Here is a 20446-nt window from a genome sequence, read left to right on the forward strand (position 1 = left end):
GGGCCGGGAATGGGTGTTACCCCGACGCCGGCCCGGGGCGGGAAACGGGGCATGCGGGCTAGCCCCTCTGGGCGTGCTTCTCCGCCAGGGGCACCGCGTCCTCTAGGCCGAGGCGGCGGAGGGTCTCCGGGAGGGGTACGCCGTTAGGCGCCCAGCCCCTCTCCTCGTAGTACATCCTCAGCATCTCCAGGAACCTGTCGCGGTCCAGCTTCGCGCCCTTCAGCGGCCCCTTAGTGAGGGGCTCGCGGAACCAGCGCTCCGGCGGCATGTCCATCTCTATGCTCCAGCCCCCATGCTCCCTCACCCATATCATCCTTATCAGCGCGTAGACGCGGTCCGCCACCTCGTTCATATACTCCATCGTGATGTCTAGCCCGGTGGCGGCGCGGAGGAGCCTTATGAAGTACTCGGGGTCTATCCCGGTCTCCACGACGGGGAACCGGCAGGCCACGGCGGTCTCGAAGAGGCCGCCGCGGAGCCTCTGCAGCTCTATAAGCTTCCTCACCTTCTCCCTGCTGTACTCCATGCGGCCGTGCTGCACCTCCCAGGCTATCAGCCAGGCGTCCTTGTGGTGGGCTCCTATCGGGCTGGTGGCGTAGGCCAGCGCCATGCCGGGGGCGGCGTGGCAGTCGTAGGCGCTCACCTCGAGCCCCTTCACGTGCATGGCGTACCAGGTCTCCCCTATCTTCCTGGAGGCCCTCGCGCTCCCCTCGGCCAGGAGGTCCCCGACGCCCCTGCGGAGTGCTATGTCCTGGACGAGCCCGGCTATCTTCCTGGTCTCGCCCCAGCCTGCGTCTAGCTCCAGCTTACCCCTCTCCGCCGCCTCCAGCGCGTAGCCGAGAGTGCCGCCGAGGCTTATCGTGTCGAGCCCGTACAGGTCGGCAAGCCTGTTGAGGACCGCCGCCTCCTCCAGCCTGGATATCCCCAGGTTGCTGCCCAGCATGGCGACGTTCTCGTAGTCGAGCTCTACCCTCCTCCCCTCCTCGTCCTCTATCACGTGGCCGCAGGGCATGACGCAGAGGGGGCAGCTGCGGAGGTCCACCTCTATCTTCTCCATGTAGCTGCCGCTTATCCCCCGGTAGCCCTCGAACACGCCCTCCCTGAAATTGTAGGCTGGGAGCACGCTCGCCTCCTGCGCCCACTCAACCGTGGCCATGGTGCCCTGGCGCATCCAGAACCCGTAGCTGGGGCTCTGCCGGACGGCCCTTATAGCCTCCGAGGCAGCCTTCATCAGTGCGTCCCTATCGAACACCTCGGGGCGCCTGCTGCCCCGCACGACTATAGCCTTCAGCCTCTTGCTGCCCATGACCGCGCCTAGGCCGGGCCTGCCGCCGCTCCGGCCCTTCTGGGCCACGACAGTGGCGAAGCGTACCAGGTTCTCCCCCGCTGGGCCTATGAGGAGTATGCCTGCATCCCTGCCATAGCGCTCCACGAGCCGGTCGTAGGCCTGGAAGGTGTCGAGCCCCCAGAGGTCCTCGGCGGGCTCCAGCCACGCCTTGTCATCCTCCACGACCAGTATCGAGGGCTTCTCCGCCGCGCCCTCAACCACTATGGCGTCCCAGCCCGCGGCCCTCAGCTGGACGGCCGCCCAGGACCCTATGTTCCCGTCCCCGTAGCCGCCGGTCAGCGGGCTCTTAGCCGCGACCACAAGCTTCCCCGTGTTGGGCCCGGGGAGCCCCGTGATTGGGCCCACGGCGGCGATGAAGAGGTTGCGGGGCCCGAGGGGGTCGGCGCCCGGCTCGAGGAATTCCCAGAGGATCTTGGCTGCGAAGCCCCTGCCGCCTATGAAGAGCCGGGCCATCTCGCCCGGGTAGCGCCACTCCCGGAACTCTCCCCGGGAGAGGTCGGCCCAGAGGATCCTGCCGCTCCACCCGTAGGGGTTTGAGCCCACTAAAAAGCCACCGCGTAAAGCCGGGGCTGGAGGGGCTGAAAAAAGCAGCCGCAGAGCAGCGCTAGTGCCTCCGGGCCGGGTGCACTGGGGCCTCGAAGAGGTACTCGAGGCTTATCAGCGCGTAGATTATGCCCCAGACCTTGTCTCCCTGGATCTCCGTGGCAGCCTTGTAGGCGAAGAGGAGGGCCAGGGCCATGTAGAGGAGGAGGCGGAGCCTCCCACCTACTATACATACCTACCCCGCGTGATCCTCGCTAGAGCAGCCATGCTCTCCTCCCTTGCGGCACGTACCCACGCATACTAAGGAAGGAACGCCCCCGGGTAATAACCTGCCGCGGCCGGGGAGGGCCCCGCCTTTATACCGAGGCCTCCCCGGGGAGGCGCCTCCCCTGGGGGCTGGCCGTGGCGGCCCGATACGTCGTTGTAGCCGCGCCCGGCGTCCCCGAGAGCTTCGCTGAGGGGCTCGCCAGGAGCCTGGGCGCGGAGCTGGCCCGCGCCGAGCACAAGCTGTTCCCCGACGGGGAGAGCTACGTCAGGATACCCGCCGGCCTCGATGGCGCCGTGGCGGTGGTAGCCTCAACCGGCTACCCGGAGCCGACGAGGAGGCTCTGGGAGGCGGCCCTCCTTGCCGAGGCCTCCCGGGGGCTCGGCGCCAGCCACGTGGTCGCGGTGATGGGGTATACCCCCTACAGCCGGCAGGACCGCCGCTTCATCCGCGGCGAGCCGGTGAGCATCCGCGTCACCCTAGGCCTCCTAGCGTCCAGCGGCGCCGAGGCCTTCGCGGCCGTGGACCTGCATAAGCCGGAGAGCCTCCACTGGTTCCCGGGCCCCGCGGCCAGCGTGGACCCCAGCCCAGCGTTCGCCGAGAGGCTCCGCGGGGCCGCGGAGGCCGCCGAGAAGATCTACGTGATCGCCCCCGACCGGGGCGCCTTCCACCGGGCCCGCAGGCTCGCCGAGAGGCTGGGGGCGGCCTTCGACTACCTTGAGAAGAGCAGGGACAGGGTAACCGGGGAGATAACAATGAGGCCCAAGACGCTCGACGTCAGGGGCGCCACGGTAGTGATAGTCGACGATATAGTGAGCACCGGGGGGACCATGGCCAGGGCCGCGGAGATCCTCCTCCAGCAGGGAGCCCGGGAGGTCATAGCAGCCTGCACCCACGGCCTCTTCGCGGGCGACGCCCTCCAGAAGCTTAGGAAGGCAGGGGTATCCAGGATACTAGCCGGCAACACCGTGAAGCCCCCGGAGGGCGTGGAGGAGGTGGACGTGAGCAGGCAGGTAGCCGCGGCGATCGACAGGCTCGTGGAAGCCGTGGCGGGCTACGAGCAGGAGAAGCCCCAGAAGCGGGGCTAGGCACAAGCCCCCCGCACCCCCTACCAGCCCCCGGAGCCCCGTGGGCAAGGACGCCCCGGCGAGGGGCCCGATGAGTCCACGGCCTCCTGGGCGCCCGCCAGCCCCTCCCCGCTAGGGGCGCGGCGGCGGAGCCGGGGAACCCGTAGCCCGGCGCGCAGCCATTATTATCCCGCCCGGCAGCCTACACTAATCCAGGAGCGTTTATCCCGGCGCCTCCTCGGCCGACACCCGGGGGCGAGGCCGCCGAGGCCCCGGCGGCTCTATGACCCCGGGGCCGGCTAGGGGCCGCGGTCAAACCCCCAGCCCCTGGGCCCGACGGTGGACGCAGCCTCGGGGCCAGGCTTCTAGGCCCCCGGGGCTGCGGTGGCGAGTTGTGGGGCCTCCACACGCGGACCCTCCCCGGGGAGGGGCTGAGGAGCAGGCTAGGCACCGAGCAGCCCCCGGGGGGCCTACCCGTAGATCAGCCTCGTGAGGCGCTCGAGGCCCGGGTGGAGCTTGTACCTGGGCTCCCTCACCCCGTCCCTCTCCGCCGCCTCCGCCAGGCAGCCCAGGGCCCAGGCCGGCTGGGAGAGCACCGTCTCCCAGCAGCTCCTCCCCGGCGGCACAGCGCTCACCGGCACCCCGGCCTCCCTGAGGGCCTCGAGCACCTCCTCCTGCCTCCCCCGGGGCGCTGTGCTCGAGAGGTAGAGGGCCACGCTATCCGCGGCGTAGACGGGGGCGTGGACCAGCTGCTCAAGCCTCTCGCTCCTGGCGGGCATGGCGTAGGCCTCGTAGAGCTTGAGCACGGTGTACAGCGCGCTGCTGTAGGCCTCCGCCGCGCCCGCGTGCACCCCGGCCATTAGCGCGCCGCAGCCCGCGGCCGCGGGGCCGGGCCAGGAGACCCTCTCCCCCATGGCGGCCGCCAGGGCTGCGAGCATCGCCAGGTGCCGGGCCGCCCCCACGCCTGCAGCGAGCCCGGTATAGGTGAGCTGCACCACGCTGCCGGCTAGCCTCGCGAGCGGGGTGCCGGGCCCCGTGACTGCCACGACGCGGCCGCCTAGCCGGCGGTAGGCCTCGACGGCCTCCAGGACGCTGCGGGTCCTGCCCCCGACGCTCAGCGCCAGGAGGAGGCAGCCCCTCCCGGCCGCGGCCTCCAGGGCGCCGGTGGTCACCGCGTCGAAGGGGTCGAGGGCCCTGGCCCGGCCGCGGCTGCAGGCCTCCAGGGCCAGGGCCGCGGCGTAGCTGTCGCCGGCCCCCACTGCTAGTATGCACTCCTCGCCGGCTAGTATGGGCTCCGTCGAGGACGCCTGCTCCGCCACCAGCCTGGGGGCCTGAGCTAGCTCCCTCCGGAGCGCCTCCGCCAGCGGGGCTCCGGCCACTCCGTGGCCACCCCGGGGGGCCTGGCGCCCCGGCCGGGTATTAGGAGGGGCCCGGCTACTGTGCAGCGCCGGCCCCCGTGTGGTTCGACTATCGTGCCAGCTGGCTACTACAATCAGGCGCTGGGAAGGGATAGGAGTTATTAGTTAGCCCACCACTGTAGCAGTGCAGCCCCGGGGGCTTCCTCCAGCCCTCTCCAAAGCCCTAAGGTATAGTAGTGCCTGGGGCTCTCCAGAACACGTGTGACCGCCCTGGTGGTAGGCTTGACGCGTGTAGAAATCAGGTTCCACGGCCGGGGAGGCCAGGGAGCCGTCACGGCTGCCGAGGTGCTCGCCGCCGCCGCGATCCGGGAGGGCAAGTACGCTATGGCCTTCCCCGAGTACGGCGCCGAGCGCCGCGGGGCCCCGGTGCTCGCCTTCGTCAGGATAGACGACAAGGTTATCCTCGAGAGGGAGCCGGTCCTCGAGCCCGACATAGTTGTAGTCCTGGACCCGAGCCTGGTGCCCAGCATATACATGAGGGGGCTTAAGCCGAGCGGGCTAACGGTGATAAATACTAAGAAGAGCCCCGAGGAGGCCGCCGAGTTCATCAGGAGCCATGGACTGAACCCGCCCCGCTGCGTGGCGACCGTCGACGCGACTAGCATAGCTCTCAAGCACCTGGGGGCGCCGATAGTGAATACCTCGATGCTCGGCGCCCTGGCACGGGCCTCCAAGGTCGTGGAGCTCGACTCGCTCGAGCATAGTATAGAGGAGTATTTCGAGGATAAGCCCAGGATTATTGAACCCAACCTGCGCGCGGTGGAGGAGGCCTACTCCTCGACGGAGGTGGTCTGCCTGTGAGCATGGACCGCTACCTGGGTAAAAAGTACCCCGAGACCATGGAAGACCTCCCGATAGCGGCTATCGTGCCCTGGCCGGGCAGCACCGAGGAGGTTGACGTAAGCTCCTGGAGGACATTCCGCCCGGTGATAAACCAGGAGAAGTGTATCCGGTGCCGCCTCTGCTGGGTCTACTGCCCGGATAGCGCTATCCTCGAGCTGGACAAGGAGTACACCAACAAGCAGGGCAAGAAGTTCAGGATAACTTTCGAGGTTGACTACCAGCACTGCAAGGGCTGCGGTATCTGCGCCTTCGAGTGCCCCGTGAACGCGATAGAGATGGTGCCGGAGGAGAGGTGAGGAGGGCAGTGGCGGCGCTGGAGGCCAGGAGCCGGGAGCGGGCTGAGGCGCGGCAGGCCCAGAGGATAGCCGCTAAGGGTAACTACGCCGCCGCTCTCGCTGTCCGCGACGTCGATATAGACGTGGCCGCTATATACCCGATAACCCCGCAGGCCCAGATAGCCGAGAAGATAACCGAGATGGTTGCCAACGGGGAGCTCGACGCCGAGGTAATACCCGTCGAGGGCGAGCACAGCGCTATGAGCGCTGTCATCGCCGCAGCCGCCACCGGCGCCAGGGTGTTCACCGCCACGAGCAGCCAGGGCCTCGAGTACATGCACGAGATGCTCTACATAGCCAGTGGCCTCCGCCAACCAGTGGTCATGGCTATAGCTACTCGCGCGCTCAGCGCGCCGCTGAACATATGGAACGACTACAGCGACGTCATGGGAATGAGGGATACCGGCTGGATAATAATATTTAGCGAGACCGTGCAGGAGGTGTACGACAACCTGATCCAGGCCTACTATATAGCCGAGCACCCGGACGTGCTGCTCCCCGTAGCCGTGACGCTCGACGGCTACATACTCAGCCACACGGTGGAGCCCCTGGAGCCTATACCCAGGGAGGAGGTGCTGAAGTACGCGGCCAAGAGGCCCAGGGGGTACCGGCCGGTGCTGGACCCCGACAAGCCCATGACGTTCGGCGTTGTCGGCGGCCCCGACTGGTACTACGAGGCCAAGGTACAGCAGGACCTGGCGCTCCGCGAGTCGCCCCGCGTGATAGAGGAGGCCGCGAGGGAGTTCGAGAAGAGGTTCGGCCGCCGCTACGGCCTCATAGAGGAGTACATGATGGAGGACGCCGAGGTGGCTATAGTGAGCCTCGGGGCCACCGCGAGCCTGGTGAAGGCCGCCGTCAACAGGCTGCGCGAGGAGGGCGTGAGGGCGGGGATGGTGAAGATCCGCGTCTACCGGCCCTTCCCCGCCGAGCAGGTGGCCAAGGCGCTTGAGAACGTCAAGGCCGTCGGCGTGCTCGACCGCGCCCTCGCATTCGGCGCCGCTGTGGAGGGACCCCTCTTCCTAGACGTCTCGGCGGCGCTCGCCGTGAGGGGGATCACGAAGCCTATGGCGAGCTTCGTCCACGGCCTCGGCGGCCGCGACATATACGTGAAGGATGTGGTGGAGATGTACAAGAAGCTCCTGAACATCGCGGAGACAGGCAGGAGCGAGCCCCGCACACTATTCTACGGGGTTAGGAGCAGGATGAGGCTCCACTAGCCCCCACGCTCATGGACCGGCCCGTCTAGAGGGGTGGGATTCGATGGCCATAGCTAAGCCCATACGCACAGTCTGGGACATACCCCGCGAGGAGCAGTTCGCCCCCGGCCACAGCATGTGCCAGGGCTGCGCCGCGGCCCTCATAATGAGGATGCTGATGAAGGTAGCGGGTAAGGACGCAATAGTGGTGATGGGCACTGGCTGCGTCGAGGTAACCACCACCCTGTTCCCCAGGACCGCGTGGAGGAACCCCTGGCTCCACCTAGCCTTCGAGAACACCGGCGCCGCGGCGAGCGGCGTCGAGGCGGCGATTAAGGCGCTGCAGAGGAAGGGCGTGCTGGACCCCAACAGGAGGATAAAGGTGGTGGCGATAGCAGGTGACGGCGGCACCTTTGACATAGGGCTGCAGAGCCTCAGCGGCATGATGGAGAGGGGCCACGACGTCATGTACGTGGTCTACGACAACGAGGCCTACATGAACACCGGCATACAGAGGAGCAGCGCCACGCCATTCGGCGCCTGGACCACCACGACCCCGGTTGGGAAGAGGATGAGGGGCGAGCCCCACCCGAAGAAGGACATAATAGGAATAGCGCTGGCCCACAGGATACCCTACATAGCCACCGCAAACCCCGCCTACCCGACCGACATGATGGAGAAGTTCCGGAAGGCCTACGAGACCCGGGGCCCGAGCCTTGTACACGTGCTCTCGCCCTGCACCCCTGGCTGGAGGATAAGGAACGAGCACAGCATCCATGTAGCGCGGCTGGCAGTCCTCACCGGCATGTGGGTGCAGCTCGAGATAGTGAACGGGAAGCCCAGGGTAACGGTAAAGGTGCCCAAGAGGAAGCCGGTCAGGGAGTACCTCAAGCTCCAGGGCAGGTTCCGCCACCTGACCGACGAGGAGATAGAGCAGATCCAGAAGATGGTCGACCACTACGTGGAGGAGATCAACCGCTGGGTGGGCGAGCAGGCCATAGGCCCGGTGGCCGAGTAGGATCCCCTGGGGGCCCCACCCGCATCCCCTCTTTTTAAGGCTCCCCGGTGGAAGGGGTGCCGGCAGCCCCCTGGGGCCTCTTCGACCCCGCCGTGAGGTGTGGGCCCTGCCCCTTCTAGAGAAGGCTCTGCAGCTCATCGAGGAGGTGCCGTGCATAGCCGACGCCCATGTCCACCTGGTTGATAACCGCAGCCCCTGGGAGCTGGCGCTGGAGCTGGCCGGCTACCGCGTCTCCCTGGCCCAGGTCATGGAGATCCGGCCCCCTGCCGAGCTTGTGGCGGCGAGGAGCCAGCGCGTGCTAGCCAGGGCCTGGAGGGCGGCGGAGCCCGTGCTGAGGAGGCTCGCGCCCTGGCTGCTGGAGCACTACGAGACCCCGGACCGGCTGCTGGCCGAGACCCTCATCTTCCTCTCGCGCTTCGGCCCCGTGGAGCCCCGCGAGAGCCCCAGCGGGGCGAGGCTCGTGTTCTACGCCGACCCGGAGCCGAGCCGGGGCCCCGGGGAGGTGTATGAGGCCGCCCGGAGGAGGCTCGGGGAGGGCTACCGGGGGCTCAAGCTGATCACGACGATGCACATGGTGTGGCCGGACTCGAAGGAGGTCGAGGAGGTGTTCGAGGCCGCCGAGGAGAAGGCCGTGCCCGTCCTCGTCCACGCGGGCTGCGACCCCGGCCTCTGGGAGCTGCCCGCCTTCTGCAGCCTCGGCAACCCGGAGCGGCTCGAGAGGGCCATAGCCACGCACCGGGACGTGCCGGTGATAATAGCCCACGCGGGCGGCTACAGCGCGGCCGCGCCCGGCGTGTTCACCGAGGAGGCGGTGAAGCTGGCCCGCCGCTACCCCAACGTCTACCTCGACACGAGCGCCGTGCCCCTGGATGTCCTCGAGATAGTAGTCTCGAGCCTCCCGGCCGGGAAGATACTGCACGCCAGCGACTACCCGGTGGTGGAGGAGGACACTCCGGCCAGGAGCGCCGCCCGGCTCGTGGCGGCTGCACTGCGGAGGGGCCGGGGGCGCGGCGAGCTAGAGGCGATGCTCTACCGGAACCTCGAGGAGCTGCTCGGCGTGGAGTGCAGGCCTCTGGAGCCGCCCTAGGGCCCCCAGGGTAGCCCCCAGGGGCCAGGATAAGAGGGCCTGGCCCCCGGGAGGCACTGTACGGGGTGGTATCGTGGGGTGCGTCTGCGTATCAGTGGCGACGGATGACGGGGAGAGGGTCAAGCTAGGCCACTTCGGGGATGCCCGCTACTACCTCCACTACGTCCGCTGCGGCAGCGAGGGCTGGAGGCTGGAGAGGAGGGTTGAGAACCCCTACGCCAGCCGCGGCCACGGCTCCGAGGAGCACGGGGAGCACGGGGGGAAGGGCCACGGGGGTAAGAGGGCCAAGATACTCGAGCTGAACAGGGGCTGCAACGCTATAGTCGCGACCGCGCTGGGGCCCGGCGGCAGGGAGTTCATGGAGAAGCACGGGCTGCGGGTGATAATAGTCAGGCCCTATACCAGCATCGAGGAGGCGCTGAGGAGGGCTGAGGAGGAGCTGGGCCTGGCCCGCGCCGCCAGGGGCTAGCCCCGGAGTATCCTCTCGGCTATCGAGTCCACCTCCGTGCGGAGCGGGTCCACGGCCGGCGCCATATAGGTCCTCGTGTACTCCTCCTCTATCCTCTTTGCCTCCTCGGGGCTGTAGGCGCTGGTGTTCAGCGTTATCCCGGCCAGCACGGCGTCGGGGTAGGGGTTGAGGGCCCGGAGGAGCGCCAGCTCCTCGCCGGGCTCCGGGACGCGGAGGGGCTTCCAGGCGTGGCTGAACGCAGCCCTCCAGCGGCGGCCGGGGACGTGGGCCACCACTATGTGGGTCGGCGAGGCGCCGCGCAGGATGCCGAGGGAGACGTGGCCATAGGCCTCGTGGGTCACCGCCGCCTGGCCCTCTATAACCGCTATCTTGCAGCCCCTCTCATACTCCTCCACTATCACCTGCTCCAGGGCCCCGGCCACGAAGTCGCTCGGCACCGCGTCCATGACCAGGCCCCGGGCGCCTAGGAGGAGCATGGTCTGCCCCGTCCCTATCATGCAGGCGCTGGCCCCCCTTTCCTCTAGGGCCCGGTAGAGCGTGTAGGTCGCAATATTCTTCCCGGCCTCGCAGTCCGTCCCGGCTACGAGGACGCGCTTCATCTCCGTGCCCAGCACCCTGCCGTCCCAGACCCGGAAGTACCGGGGGTCGGGCTTGCGGACGTCAACAATCCTGGCCCCTCCCCTCTCCGCTGCCTCCCGCAGCTCCGGGTCGTCGGAGAGGAAGGTGTGGAGCCCGCTGTAGACGTCGAGCCCCGCCTCCAGGGCGTCGCGGATGTCCCTCCTCCACTCCCCGGGCAGCCTCCCGCCCACCGGCGCGGCGCCCAGGATGATCGCCTCCGCGCCGGCCTCGATGGCCTCGCGGAGGCTCCTCACCACCGGTATGCCTTTCCTCCCGAGCCCCAGCACCTCGCCGGCGTCGCGGCCGGCGTTGAATGGGTCAACCACGGCCACAAGGTTCCATAGGAGGCCCCCGTCGAATATTACCAGGTCGTGGCCCGTCTTCCCCTCCTCCCTGCCGTAGGCGCCGGGGGCGTAGACAGCCGCCCTCCTCCTACCCTCGTGGTACACCATGGGCACGGCGCGGCACCCTGCAGGGGCCTGGCTGCGCGGGTTCTCAGGGGAGGCTCCGCCCATCCTCTTTTTGAACCCAGCGGGCGCCCGGTGGGCTGCCCGGGGCCGCGGGCTTGCCGCGCATAGAGAGGGTGGAGGCCTGGAGGATCCGCGCGGGGCTGCGCGGGGTCTTCCGCATCTCCTACGCCGCCCACGCGGAGCTGGAGAACATCGCCGTGGCCGTCGCGCTGGACGACGGCACCACAGGCTACGGGGAGGCCGCGCCCGCGCCCAGGGTGACGTGGGAGAGCCTCGAGGCGGTCGAGGCCTACGCCAGGGAGGCTGGGGAGAGGCTCCGGGGCCTTAGGCTCCCCGACGAGCTGGGGGAGGCGCTCCGCAGGGTCCACGCCGGGGCCCCGGGCTTCTCCTCCGCCCGCGCCGCCCTCGAGGCCGCGGTGCTGGACGCCGCGTCCAGGGCTCTCGGCGTGCCGCTCTACACGCTCCTCGGGGGCAGGCTCCGCTCGGGCCTGGAGACGGACTACACCGTCTCCCTCCCCGGGGGCGAGGCGCTGGAGGAGATCCGGAGGGGGAGGGGCAGGCTCCGGGAGGCCTTCATAGAGGCCGTCGAGTACCTTGTCGGATCCCGCTCCCAGCCCCCGGGAGACGCCCCGTTTCCCCTGCCCCGGGTCCAGGGCTTCCGCGTGCTCAAGGTGAAGCTCGGCACAGGCAGGCTTGAGGACGATGTGCTCCTCGCCGAGACGGTCTACGAGGCGTCCGGGGGCAGGGCGGTGGTAAGGGTCGACGCCAACCAGGCCTGGAGCCCCAAGCAGGCTGTCCGGGTTATCCGGAGGCTGGAGAGGAGCCTGGGGACCGCGCTCGAGCTCGTCGAGCAGCCCGTGCCCGCCGGGGCCCTGGAGGGGCTGGCCGAGGTCAGGAGGGCCGTGGAGACCCCGGTGGCGGCCGACGAGTCAGCCAGGAGCCTCGAGGAGATAGCCAGGGTTGCCTCGATGAGGGCCGCGGACGTGGTCAACATAAAGGTGGCCAAGGTGGGCGGCCCGCTCCAGGCGGCCCGGGCGGCCTCGCTCCTAGAGGCCCACGGGCTGGAGGCCATGTGGGGGTGCATGGTGGAGACCGGGCTGGGCATCGCCCAGGCGCTCCACCCGGCCCTAGCGAGCGCCGCGACCAGGTACGTGGACCTCGACTCGCCCCTCTTCCTCAGGGAGAACCCGGTGGAGAACCCGCCCAGGTACCGGGCCCGGGCCGGGAGGGTGGAGCTGGAGCCCCCTGGGGGCCCAGGCCTGGGTCCCAGGCCCCGCCGCGGGGCTACTGGGCCAGCTCCGCAGTCCTCCGGGCTATGAGCCTCCTTCCCTGAGGGGCACGGCTGCAGAGGCTCCAGTGGATGGCGTAGAGCATGTAGCTAGCCGCCTCCAGCAGCATGGAGATGCGGCTGGCCAGCTCCCGGGGCACCTCCCCCTCCTCGTGGGCCCGGGCGATCAGCCTGTCGCCGGCCCGGAGCCTGGCCATGGCGAGCACTATGTCGGGGTCCTCGGGGCTGCAGCCAGTGAGGCTCCAGCCGCCGGGCCGCTCGAGGCCCCGGGCGGCCTCCTCTATGAGCCGCAGGGGCTGCCCCGGGTCCACGGCGCCTGCCAGGACGCCGGGGAGGAGGCGGATGGCGCGCTGGAGGAGGTAGAGCCTCTCCGCGGTGGCGGGGTCGCGGGCCTCCAGCTGCAGCCTGGCCCTGGCTATGAGGGCCTCGGCCTCCTCGACCGCGCCGTAGAGCTCGATCACCGGGCTGTGCTTGGGGAGCCTCACCAGCCTCCCTGCTATCACTGCCTCCGTGTCCAGGCCGGTCCCGCCGTGGCAGGCGTCGGCCATCTGCACAGGAGGCTCCCTCAGAAGTAACACCCTATAAGTGCAGTATTTATTCGTATCTATGGAGAGGCGTGGAGCCCATGCATAGCCATGTATGATGCCACGGCGGGGCCATGCGCCGGGAGCAGCCCGGCGTGGTAGGCCGCCAGCAGGATGGCCAGGCTCACCAGGGGCACGCTGATGTTATCGTCGACGAGCCCGGACTTCTCGGCCAGCGCGGCCGCGGCGGCGGCGAGGCCGCCCACGGGGCCCAGCATGGCCAGGCCCGCGGGGAGGCCCACCGCTAGGAAGCCGAGGGTGCCGTCCCAGCTCTTCACCCGGCGGCGCTGCCTTATCCCCCTTATTATCCCGGTGACCCCGTCGCCGAAGCTCATGAGGAATAGGGGGAGCACCGCTATCCTGACGTCGAAGGGCCAGGCCACGAGGACGGCTAGAGCCCAGCTTATGCAGTAGTAGACCTCGCTAATGTTACCGGGGTCCTGGAACCAGGTCATCAGCCTCCCCGTGCGGTGGGGGAGGTAGACGTAGGCGGCGAGCAGCAGGCCGAGGATGAAGGGCACCCAGGGCTCGCGGAACACGAAGGGGACCAGGAGGGCTACCAGCCCGCCGGCCGCCATGTGGATAACCTTCCTGGCGAAGTAGATGCCCACCGCCTCGCCCCAGCGGCTGCGGGCCCGCTCGTAGCTCCAGCGGGCGAGCCCGTGGATGCTGAAGAGCACCCAGGCTGCCAGGGGGAGAGACCTGAGAAGGTCCTGGAGGAGGAGCCCCGTGTCGGCCCGGTAGGCCCCGAGGATGTCCAACGCTATTGCCTACCTCCAGCCCTCTAGGGGCTGGATACCAGGGCCCCGGGCGGCTTATATACTGTCCCTCCACCCCGGCAGCTGTCAGGGGAACGGATAGCTTTAACTGTGGGCTTCGCGTGGGCCCTGGCGCCGGGGCCGCATCGTGGCGCAGGTAAGGCTGCTGGCAAGCTATAAGCCGCCAGTCGGCGGCGGCAGGACCCCAGAGTTCTGGAGCCGCGACAGGATACTGGCGGTGAGGTACGCCGCCACCAAGGGCTTGGAGAGGACAGTAGTTAGCATGCCCCGGGCCCGGGGCAGGCTCCTGGACAGGATGGGGATACGGGGCCTCAGCCCCAGGGAGGTCAACGAGCTGGCCAGGAAGCTGGGCCCGGAGGGGATAGACAGGCTGGACGTGGACGTGGGCCTCGAGTTTGCCGGCGCCAGGCTCCGGGTCCCAGTCTACCTCGGGGACATGAGCTTCGGAGCCCTATCCGGCAACCCCAACATAGCGCTCGCCAGGGCAGCCGACCTGGCCGGGGCCGTGGTGGGCGTCGGGGAGGGCGGCCTCCACCCCGAGGTGGGGAAGCACCGCAACATAGTGATCCAGTGGGCGAGCGGCCGCTTCGGCGTGGACCGTGACATGCTCCGCCGGGGGCTCGCGGTGAACATCAAGATCGGCCAGGGGGCCAAGCCGGGGATAGGGGGCCACCTGCCCGGCAAGAAGGTGGTCGGCGACATCGCCAGGCTGCGCAAGCTCCCGCCGGGGAGCGAGGCGCTGAGCCCCGCGCCCCACCACGACATCTACAGCATCGAGGACCTGGCGCAGAGGGTGAAGATGCTCCGCGAGCTCACGGGCCGCCCGGTGCTGGTGAAGACAGCTGCGACCAACCAGGTGGGCTTCGTCGCCCTCGGCACGGCCAGGGCGACCGCCATGGGGATTATAATCGATGGCGCGGGCGCCGGCACGGGGGCGACGCCGAGGATAGTGAGGGACCACGTGGGGATGCCCGTCGACTACGCCGTGCCCGTGGCTGACAGGCTCCTCCGCGAGAACGGGCTCAGGGACGGCTTCCTGGTGATAGGTGGGGGCATGGTTTCGAGCGGCGAGGATATAGCTAAGCTTATCCTGCTCGGAGCCAACATGGCTAATATCGGTACCGCCGCTCTGCTGGCGGTGGGCTGCATAATGTGCCATATATGCAACACGGGTAACTGCCCCACGGCGCTCACCAACAGGGTAGACAGCCCCCTGAAGCTCGACATAGACTGGGCAACGGCCAGGCTGGTTACCTGGCTTAGGGCGGTGGAGAGGAGCCTCAAGCTCATAACCTACGCGCTCGGCGAGGATAGCCTCCAGAAGCTCGTGGGCCGCCGCGACCTCCTCGAGCTCCACAACGCGGACGAGCGCGTAGCCAAGGTGCTGGGCGTGGAGCTGGCGGAGCCCGGGCAGGTGGCCTGGTACGGCGACCCCAGCGAGGAGCCGGTGCCCCGCGAGGTCTACATGGAGGCTAAGACCCCCGTGCTGGGGATGGGCGGCTACGTGCCCGGCTACACGACGCCTGCCGAGAGGCCGCTGGACCTGCTCCGGATAGAGGCCGCCCAGGTGACGAGGCCGAGTGTGGACCCCTACCGGGAGGAGATAGACCTCAGGGTGAGGCTGCCCGGCGGCAGCGTCTACGAGGCCCCAATAGCAGTGCCCTGCCTCGAGGAGCCCCTGGCCGAGGCGGCCGAGGCGCTCGGCTACCCGCTCGAGTGTAGGCTGATGGAGCACCCCCATGCTGTGGCTGTCCCGCCCGGCGCCGAGCCCCCCGCGGGCGCGAGCCTCGTCATCGTGGACGAGGAGCTGAGGGGTGGCGGCGGCCGCTCCAAGCCCTGGCTGGAGGAGTGGGTGGTGAGGCTCGACGACGAGGCCTGGCGCCGGGGTGTGAGGGAGAGGGTGGCCATCGTCGCGGCCGGCGACCTGAGGAGCGCCGCCGATGTGTACAAGCTGCTGGCGCTGGGCGCTGACCTGGTGTCTGTGAGGAGGCCGCTGCGCTGGCTGCGGAGGAGGCTCTCGGGCTGGCCCTCAGAGAGGAGGAGGGAGGCCTACGAGAACACGCTGATAGCCATGACCTGGGAGCTTAAGCTGCTGATGGGCGCCGGCGGGCTGACCAGCTACCAGAGCCTGCAGGGCAACCGGTGGCTCCTCCGCAGCCTCGACGGCGCCGTGGCCGAGAGGCTCGGGGTGCTGGTGGCCGGCGAGTAGCCCGGGGCCGCCACGACCCACTCTTTATAACACTGCCCGGCGCCTATCCAGCCCCCTAGGCTCCCACCAAGGTGTAGTGTCGCCCCCCGGGCCCCGGGGAGAGGGCCTAGGGTGGACGCCACGCTCCCGGAGGGGTGGTGCAGGCGTGTGCGGCATAGCCGGCGTGGCCAGCCTCGACGAGAGGCCGGTCAGCTCCAGGCTGGTCGTGGAGGCCCTGGAGGCTATGAGGGAGAGGGGCACCGAGCACGGCGCGGGCTACGCTGCCTACAGCCCCGAGCCCCGCGGCCTAGTGCGCGTCCGCGTCTTCACCCGCGTGGGGGTGGACGAGGAGGCGGAGGAGAGGCTCCTAGGCCCCCTGGCCGTCTCCGGCCCTAGGAGGCTGGTGGACCTCGGCCACGGGGTGGCGGTGGACGAGTGGCTCCTGGCCGACTATCCGCCGGCGGAGGTCCTCGGGGGGCTCTGGGTCCTCCAGGCCTCCCGCTACCTGGAGGTGTGGAAGAGCATAGGCTGGCCGGGCGAGGTGGCCTCCGCCTACCGGCTCGGGGGCCGCGAGGCGAGGGCGTGGATAGGACACACCCGCTACCCCACCAACAGCCCCGGGTTCCAGCCCTGGCTCGCCCACCCCTTCTCCATGGGCGAGACGGTGATAGTGCACAACGGGGACCTCAGCAGCTACGGGTCAAACCGGAGGCTCGTCCAGTACCGCCTTGGGCTGAAGAAGTTCACGGGCAACGATAGCGAGGTGATAGCCTACCTGATAGAGATGCTGTTCCGCGACGGCTACACGGCCGCCGACGTGGCCGAGGTGCTCTCGGGCGCCCGCGGGCCCCGCTGGGCCCGGCTCGACGGGCCCCACGCGGTCATATACATCCACGGTGAGGCCCGGGGCCCCGTCTTCGGCGCCTTCGTGGACCAGCACCACCTCCGGCCCCTCTACGTGACCGTGACCGAGGACCGGGTCTACGTGGCCAGCGAGGCGGCGGCGGTCAAGGCGATGAACCCGGCCGCCAGGCCCCGGATGCTGCGCGGCGGGGGCTACGTGGTGGTCTACCCGGACGGCGAGGTGGAGGCGCGGGGGCTGGCCGGGGGGAAGCCGCTCCCCGAGCCGCCCAGGCCCCCCGCCTGGGCGGTGGACGCCAGCAGGATGAGCAGGGTTGAGCTGAACCAGGCCCTCGCAGCCATGCTCGAGCGGGCAGGCTACGCGGCCGCCTACAACCTGGCCGGCCACCGCTACGTGGCCAATGGGCTGGGCCCCGGGAGGCTCGAGCTGTGGGGCATCGTGGGCAATGCTAGCCTTAACCTGGTCCGGGGCCTTGACGCCAGGATCTACGGGGACGCCCAGGAGGACCTGGGCGACAGCATGGAGGGCTCGCGGGTGGTAGTCTATGGCAGCGTCGGGGACACCGCCGGCCAGGCTATGAGGAGCGGGGAGCTCCACGTACTGGGGGACGCTGGCAACAGGCTGGGGGTCCAGATGAAGGGCGGGGTGATAGTGGTTAGGGGCGACGTGGGCGACTACCTCGGCGAGTTCATGGCGGGGGGCACAATAGTGGTCCTCGGCAGGGCCGGCCGCTACATAGCCAGCGGCATGGTGGGCGGGAGGATCTACATCCGTGGCCGCGTCCCCCTCAGCCACATAGGCAAGGCGCCGCCGAGGAGCCAGGTGGAGCGCTACATAAGGGCTATGGCTGAGCGGGGCGAGATATCCAGGGAGCAGATGAGCCGCGCCCTCCAGAGCCAGACCGTGGACGAGCTGCAGGAGGCCCTGGGGGAGAAGTTCGAAAGGCTGGCGAAGCTCTGGGGCGTGCTCCACGTGGGCTACCCCCATGCAGAGTACCGCTACCTCCGCGGCGACGAGGTCGAGGAGCTGGGCAAGATACTGAGGAGCCACGTGGACGCCACCGGGGTGGCGCTGGACGTTGAGGAGCTGCTCACCCACAAGTACACCGTGATAAACGCCGCCAGGGTGGGGCACTAGCCCCCGGCCTGGGGGCAGCCGTCCCGCCACGGCATATCCCTCGGGGTGACCACCGCGGCCGCCTCCACCGGCTCAGGGCCCCGGAGCCCCCGGAGGTAGAGGGCCACCTCCGCCCGGTAGCCGTGGTAGCGGCGGGGGAGGGCGGCGTAGAGCCTCGCCAGGGTCTCCCTCGCCACCCGGGCGGCCTCCCCGCCCGAGAGCAGGGACCACTTAGCCTCCACCGCCAGCAGCCTCCTGGACTCCTCGTCTACTACGACCTGGTCCACCTCCAGGCCGCGGTGGAGGAGCCTGCCGGCCAGCGTGGGCTCGAGCCCCAGCTCCCTCGATAGCCTGGAGACAGCGTGGCCGGCGGCAAGCCTCTCCCAGGCCTCGGCGGCCAGCTGCTCGGCCCTCCGCACCGCCTCGCGGCGGGCCCCGGGCAGGCCCTCGGCCAGGCCGCTCCAGAGGGGCTCCACCAGGTAGAGCCAGGAGCGCAGCAGCCTGTCCCCGACCCGGTAGAGCCCCCGGCGGCTGAAGAGGGGCGTCTCGCGCTCCACCAGCCCGAGGTCGGCGAGCACGCGGAGGTAACGGGAGGCGTGGCTGGCCGGCATCCCGGCCCTGGAGGCCGCCTCCCCGACGCCCGTGGCGCCCTGGGCCAGGGCGCGGAGGAGGGCCAGGTAGGGGTGGGGGTCGCGGAACTCCTCGCGGAGGAGGAAGAGGGGCTCGTCCGAGAGGGCGCCCCCGGGGCCGAAGAGCGAGAGGTAGGCCTCCACGGGCGCGGTGGAGTCGTCTATCAGCCGGAGGTATTGGGGCACGCCGCCCAGCAGCGCGTAGAGCCTCACCAGGTCCTCCTCCCCGTAGCGTGGCGCGAAGTAGGGGAGGCACCAGGCCGGCAGCTCGCCCAGCCGGAGGCGGAGCCTAGCCCTCCCGTAGAGGGGGGCGCCGCCGCCCAGCAGGTCCCTCTCGACCAGCCCGACCAGGCTCCCGGAGATCACTAGGAGCAGCCGGGTCCCGGGGAGCACGTGGTCCACGAACCACTGGAGGTCGGAGGCCACGGAGGGGGAGACGCGGAGCCAGTAGGTGAACTCATCCAGCACTATAGCGGCCCTCCTCCCCTCGAGGAGCCTGGAGGCGAGCTGGAGGAGGTCGCGGAGGCTGCGGAACCCGAGCCTCGAGAGCCCCCCGAGCCCCAGCTGCTCCTCGAGGCTCCGCGCCAGCTCCTCGAGGTTCTGGCTGCTGCTCCAGAGCCCGGCCTGGAAGTAGGCGTGGGGCCTGCCGCGGAGCCACTCGAGGATGAGCCTCGTCTTCCCCACCCGCCTTCTCCCGTAGACCACTACGAGCCCGGGCTCGCCCCGGCTCCAGAGCCTTTCCAGCGCCTCCAGCTCCCCGGCGCGGTCGATGAAGAAGCCCGGGTCCACCACTCCCCGGCGCCCCGGGCTCCCGGATGCTACACGCCGAGTATTATACCCTGACTGTACTACATCCAGAGGTAACCAGATAACATGTCAATCCCTGTTTTTACATGTTCTCGTCTCCATCCGCGCGGCGCGGTAGAGGACCCTCCCATCGACCACAGCCCTCTCCACAAGCCCCATCGACTGGAGCTTGTGGAGCTTCCGGGAGGCAACAGACTTGCTCACACCGAGGAGCCGGGCCACCTCGCTGACCCCCAGGGGGCCGCGGCGCCGGAGCAGCTCGAGTATCCTCCGGTCCCTCTCATCCAGCCCCGGCTCCACAAGCCTCGGCTCCTCGCCCCCATTCCCCGCCGCTAGTAGCTCGGCCCGCATACTACCCCGTGTAGACACTGGCACCTGGGTCAGCGTTATACCTTAGGACGCTGGTCCCCCGGGCCCCGTACAGCCTGGGGTGCGGGCCCCGTGATAGTCGGCGTTGTGAGCGACACGCATGACGACCAGGAGGCTGTGGCCAAGGCGGCCCGGCTCCTCCTGGAGCAGGGAGCCGAGCTGGTGCTCCACCTGGGCGACATAGTGGCCCCCTTCACGCTCCGCAGGTTCAGCAGGGAGGGCGTGAAGAGGCTGATAGCGGTCTACGGGAACAACTGCGGCGAGAGGCTGGGCCTGCTGAGGACCGCTGAGAGCCTGGGCTACGAGATACACGACTGGCCCCACGTGGTCGAGCTGGCGGGGAGGAGGATAGTGATGGTCCACGGCAAGGGCCCCGCGGGGGAGACCCGGGAGCTGGTGGAGGCGCTGGCCCGCAGCGGCCGCTACGACGCCGTCCTCTACGGCCACACGCACGAGGTGGATGTGAGGAGGGTTGGCTCAACCCTGGTCCTGAACCCCGGCGAGGCCTGCGGCTGCCTGACCGGGAGGAGGACGGCCGCCATACTGGACACAGAGACCATGGAGGCCAGGGTGCTCGAGCTCTAGGCCCGGGCGCCCCCGGCCTGGAGGAGCCTCCACCGTTTTTTCCTCTCCACCGCCCCGGGGAGCCAGCCGAGGAGGTCGAGGCGGCCCCTCCGGTAGAGGAGCACAGCCGCGGCCAGCTTGTGGATGCAGAGCGGGTCCCCGGCCAGCCTAGTCGCCGGGCAGCTGCAGGAGGCGCCGCTCGGAGTGACACGGACCAGGTAGAGCTGCTGCTCCTCCGGCAGCCTGCCCACCCTCGCAGCAGTCACCCTGTGGCCGCCGCCCCGGAGCAGCTCGAGGAGGTCGGTGTGGCTCACCAGCCTCTCCCTGGGGAGCAGGCCTAGCCTCTGGCTGGGCACAGCCACGACCGCCTCACGGTTTATGCTGACCAGCGTCGAGCGGCGGGCGAGCCGGAGCGCCCGGATGATGTCACGGTCCTCGACGCCCAGCCTCCGGAGCCAGGTATACTCCCTCGAAGCCCTGAGCACAGCCACCGCCGCCGCCCCCTGGGCCCGTCCTGTAGAGGCGCGGCGTAGCCTTATATAGAGGCGTGACGAGGGCCGTGGAGCCGCCGCGCCGGAGGCCC

20 protein-coding genes are annotated in these 20446 nt (G+C 69.4%); 11 read left to right on the top strand and 9 right to left on the bottom strand.

Features of this window, described 5'->3' with window-relative positions; translation table 11 throughout:
* Window positions 1-58: 58 nt before the first annotated feature.
* Complete coding sequence (locus CF15_RS01545; protein WP_058370222.1) at window positions 59-1891, bottom strand: aldehyde ferredoxin oxidoreductase family protein; 1833 nt, start codon at window positions 1889-1891, stop codon at window positions 59-61.
* Between the two features lie 61 nt (window positions 1892-1952).
* Window positions 1953-2087 (bottom strand): hypothetical protein, encoded by a 135-nt coding sequence (locus CF15_RS09255; protein WP_269082797.1) that lies wholly within the window; start codon window positions 2085-2087, stop codon window positions 1953-1955.
* A 206-nt stretch (window positions 2088-2293) separates the two neighbouring features.
* Here CF15_RS09255 and prs point away from each other — a divergent pair, with 206 nt between their 5' ends.
* Window positions 2294-3244: a ribose-phosphate diphosphokinase gene (gene prs, locus CF15_RS01550; protein ID WP_058370223.1), complete on the top strand. Its 951-nt coding sequence runs from the start codon at window positions 2294-2296 to the stop codon at window positions 3242-3244.
* Window positions 3245-3693: 449 nt separating this feature from the next.
* Here prs and CF15_RS01555 read toward each other — a convergent pair whose 3' ends face one another.
* The gene (locus CF15_RS01555; RefSeq protein WP_058370224.1) at window positions 3694-4602 is read right to left on the bottom strand and encodes a hypothetical protein; all 909 of its coding nucleotides are present in this window, start codon (window positions 4600-4602) and stop codon (window positions 3694-3696) included.
* A 261-nt stretch (window positions 4603-4863) separates the two neighbouring features.
* Between CF15_RS01555 and CF15_RS01560 the strand changes: the two genes are divergently transcribed.
* From CF15_RS01560 to CF15_RS01585, 6 genes are all read left to right on the top strand, one after another.
* Window positions 4864-5442, top strand: a complete 579-nt coding sequence (locus CF15_RS01560; protein ID WP_058370225.1) for a 2-oxoacid:acceptor oxidoreductase family protein — start codon at window positions 4864-4866, stop codon at window positions 5440-5442.
* Between the two features lie 2 nt (window positions 5443-5444).
* Window positions 5445-5780: a 4Fe-4S binding protein gene (locus tag CF15_RS01565; protein WP_058371332.1), complete on the top strand. Its 336-nt coding sequence runs from the start codon at window positions 5445-5447 to the stop codon at window positions 5778-5780.
* Between the two features lie 17 nt (window positions 5781-5797).
* Window positions 5798-7036, top strand: a complete 1239-nt coding sequence (locus CF15_RS01570; protein WP_058371333.1) for a transketolase C-terminal domain-containing protein — start codon at window positions 5798-5800, stop codon at window positions 7034-7036.
* A 43-nt stretch (window positions 7037-7079) separates the two neighbouring features.
* Window positions 7080-8033 (top strand): pyruvate synthase subunit PorB, encoded by a 954-nt coding sequence (porB, locus tag CF15_RS01575; protein WP_058370226.1) that lies wholly within the window; start codon window positions 7080-7082, stop codon window positions 8031-8033.
* Between the two features lie 97 nt (window positions 8034-8130).
* Window positions 8131-9120, top strand: coding sequence for an amidohydrolase family protein (locus CF15_RS01580; RefSeq protein WP_058370227.1), 990 nt, complete (start codon window positions 8131-8133; stop codon window positions 9118-9120).
* A 73-nt stretch (window positions 9121-9193) separates the two neighbouring features.
* Window positions 9194-9589, top strand: a complete 396-nt coding sequence (locus CF15_RS01585) for a NifB/NifX family molybdenum-iron cluster-binding protein (RefSeq protein ID WP_168371202.1) — start codon at window positions 9194-9196, stop codon at window positions 9587-9589.
* Here CF15_RS01585 and CF15_RS01590 read toward each other — a convergent pair.
* Entirely contained in the window at window positions 9586-10659 is a 1074-nt protein-coding gene (locus tag CF15_RS01590) for an N-acetyltransferase DgcN family protein (RefSeq protein ID WP_070807862.1), read from the bottom strand. The genes CF15_RS01585 and CF15_RS01590 overlap by 4 nt on opposite strands.
* Before the next feature lie 113 nt (window positions 10660-10772).
* On the opposite strand from CF15_RS01590, the gene CF15_RS01595 reads away from it, so the two are divergent.
* Window positions 10773-11996: a mandelate racemase/muconate lactonizing enzyme family protein gene (locus CF15_RS01595; protein WP_058370230.1), complete on the top strand. Its 1224-nt coding sequence runs from the start codon at window positions 10773-10775 to the stop codon at window positions 11994-11996.
* Here the strand turns inward: CF15_RS01595 and CF15_RS01600 are convergent.
* Together CF15_RS01600 and CF15_RS01605 are read right to left on the bottom strand one after the other, a co-directional pair.
* Window positions 11962-12513, bottom strand: a complete 552-nt coding sequence (locus CF15_RS01600) for a hypothetical protein (protein WP_464735800.1) — start codon at window positions 12511-12513, stop codon at window positions 11962-11964. The two genes, CF15_RS01595 and CF15_RS01600, sit on opposite strands and share 35 nt — an antisense overlap.
* 56 nt (window positions 12514-12569) lie before the next feature.
* A complete protein-coding gene (locus CF15_RS01605) occupies window positions 12570-13310 on the bottom strand; it encodes a diacylglycerol/polyprenol kinase family protein (RefSeq protein WP_058370232.1) in 741 nt (246 codons plus the stop codon).
* Between the two features lie 145 nt (window positions 13311-13455).
* Here CF15_RS01605 and CF15_RS01610 point away from each other — a divergent pair, with 145 nt between their 5' ends.
* A complete protein-coding gene (locus CF15_RS01610; RefSeq protein ID WP_201783069.1) occupies window positions 13456-15537 on the top strand; it encodes an FMN-binding glutamate synthase family protein in 2082 nt (693 codons plus the stop codon).
* A gap of 145 nt (window positions 15538-15682) precedes the next feature.
* A complete protein-coding gene (locus CF15_RS01615; protein WP_058370234.1) occupies window positions 15683-17515 on the top strand; it encodes a GltB/FmdC/FwdC-like GXGXG domain-containing protein in 1833 nt (610 codons plus the stop codon).
* Here the strand turns inward: CF15_RS01615 and CF15_RS01620 are convergent.
* Entirely contained in the window at window positions 17512-18915 is a 1404-nt protein-coding gene (locus CF15_RS01620) for an ATP-binding protein (protein WP_058370235.1), read from the bottom strand. The genes CF15_RS01615 and CF15_RS01620 overlap by 4 nt on opposite strands.
* 84 nt (window positions 18916-18999) lie before the next feature.
* Window positions 19000-19281 (bottom strand): winged helix-turn-helix domain-containing protein, encoded by a 282-nt coding sequence (locus CF15_RS01625; RefSeq protein WP_058370236.1) that lies wholly within the window; start codon window positions 19279-19281, stop codon window positions 19000-19002.
* Window positions 19282-19371: 90 nt separating this feature from the next.
* On the opposite strand from CF15_RS01625, the gene CF15_RS01630 reads away from it, so the two are divergent.
* Window positions 19372-19884, top strand: a complete 513-nt coding sequence (locus CF15_RS01630) for a metallophosphoesterase (protein WP_058370237.1) — start codon at window positions 19372-19374, stop codon at window positions 19882-19884.
* Here the strand turns inward: CF15_RS01630 and CF15_RS01635 are convergent.
* Complete coding sequence (locus CF15_RS01635) at window positions 19881-20354, bottom strand: SWIM zinc finger family protein (protein ID WP_058370238.1); 474 nt, start codon at window positions 20352-20354, stop codon at window positions 19881-19883. The genes CF15_RS01630 and CF15_RS01635 overlap by 4 nt on opposite strands.
* Window positions 20355-20446: the final 92 nt, after the last annotated feature.

Origin of the sequence: Pyrodictium occultum (assembly GCF_001462395.1) — an archaeon.
Classification (GTDB): domain Archaea; phylum Thermoproteota; class Thermoprotei_A; order Sulfolobales; family Pyrodictiaceae; genus Pyrodictium; species Pyrodictium occultum.

Bases quoted from the DNA above. Each gene is read 5' to 3' on its own strand.
- CF15_RS01625 (WP_058370236.1), bottom strand. From the start codon at position 19,281: ATGCGGGCCGAGCTACTAGCGGCGGGGAATGGGGGCGAGGAGCCGAGG.
- CF15_RS01600 (WP_464735800.1), bottom strand. From the start codon at position 12,513: ATGGCCGACGCCTGCCACGGCGGGACCGGCCTGGACACGGAGGCAGTG.
- porB (WP_058370226.1), top strand. From the start codon at position 7,080: ATGGCCATAGCTAAGCCCATACGCACAGTCTGGGACATACCCCGCGAG.
- CF15_RS01590 (WP_070807862.1), bottom strand. From the start codon at position 10,659: ATGGTGTACCACGAGGGTAGGAGGAGGGCGGCTGTCTACGCCCCCGGC.
- CF15_RS01565 (WP_058371332.1), top strand. From the start codon at position 5,445: ATGGACCGCTACCTGGGTAAAAAGTACCCCGAGACCATGGAAGACCTC.
- CF15_RS09255 (WP_269082797.1), bottom strand. From the start codon at position 2,087: ATGGCCCTGGCCCTCCTCTTCGCCTACAAGGCTGCCACGGAGATCCAG.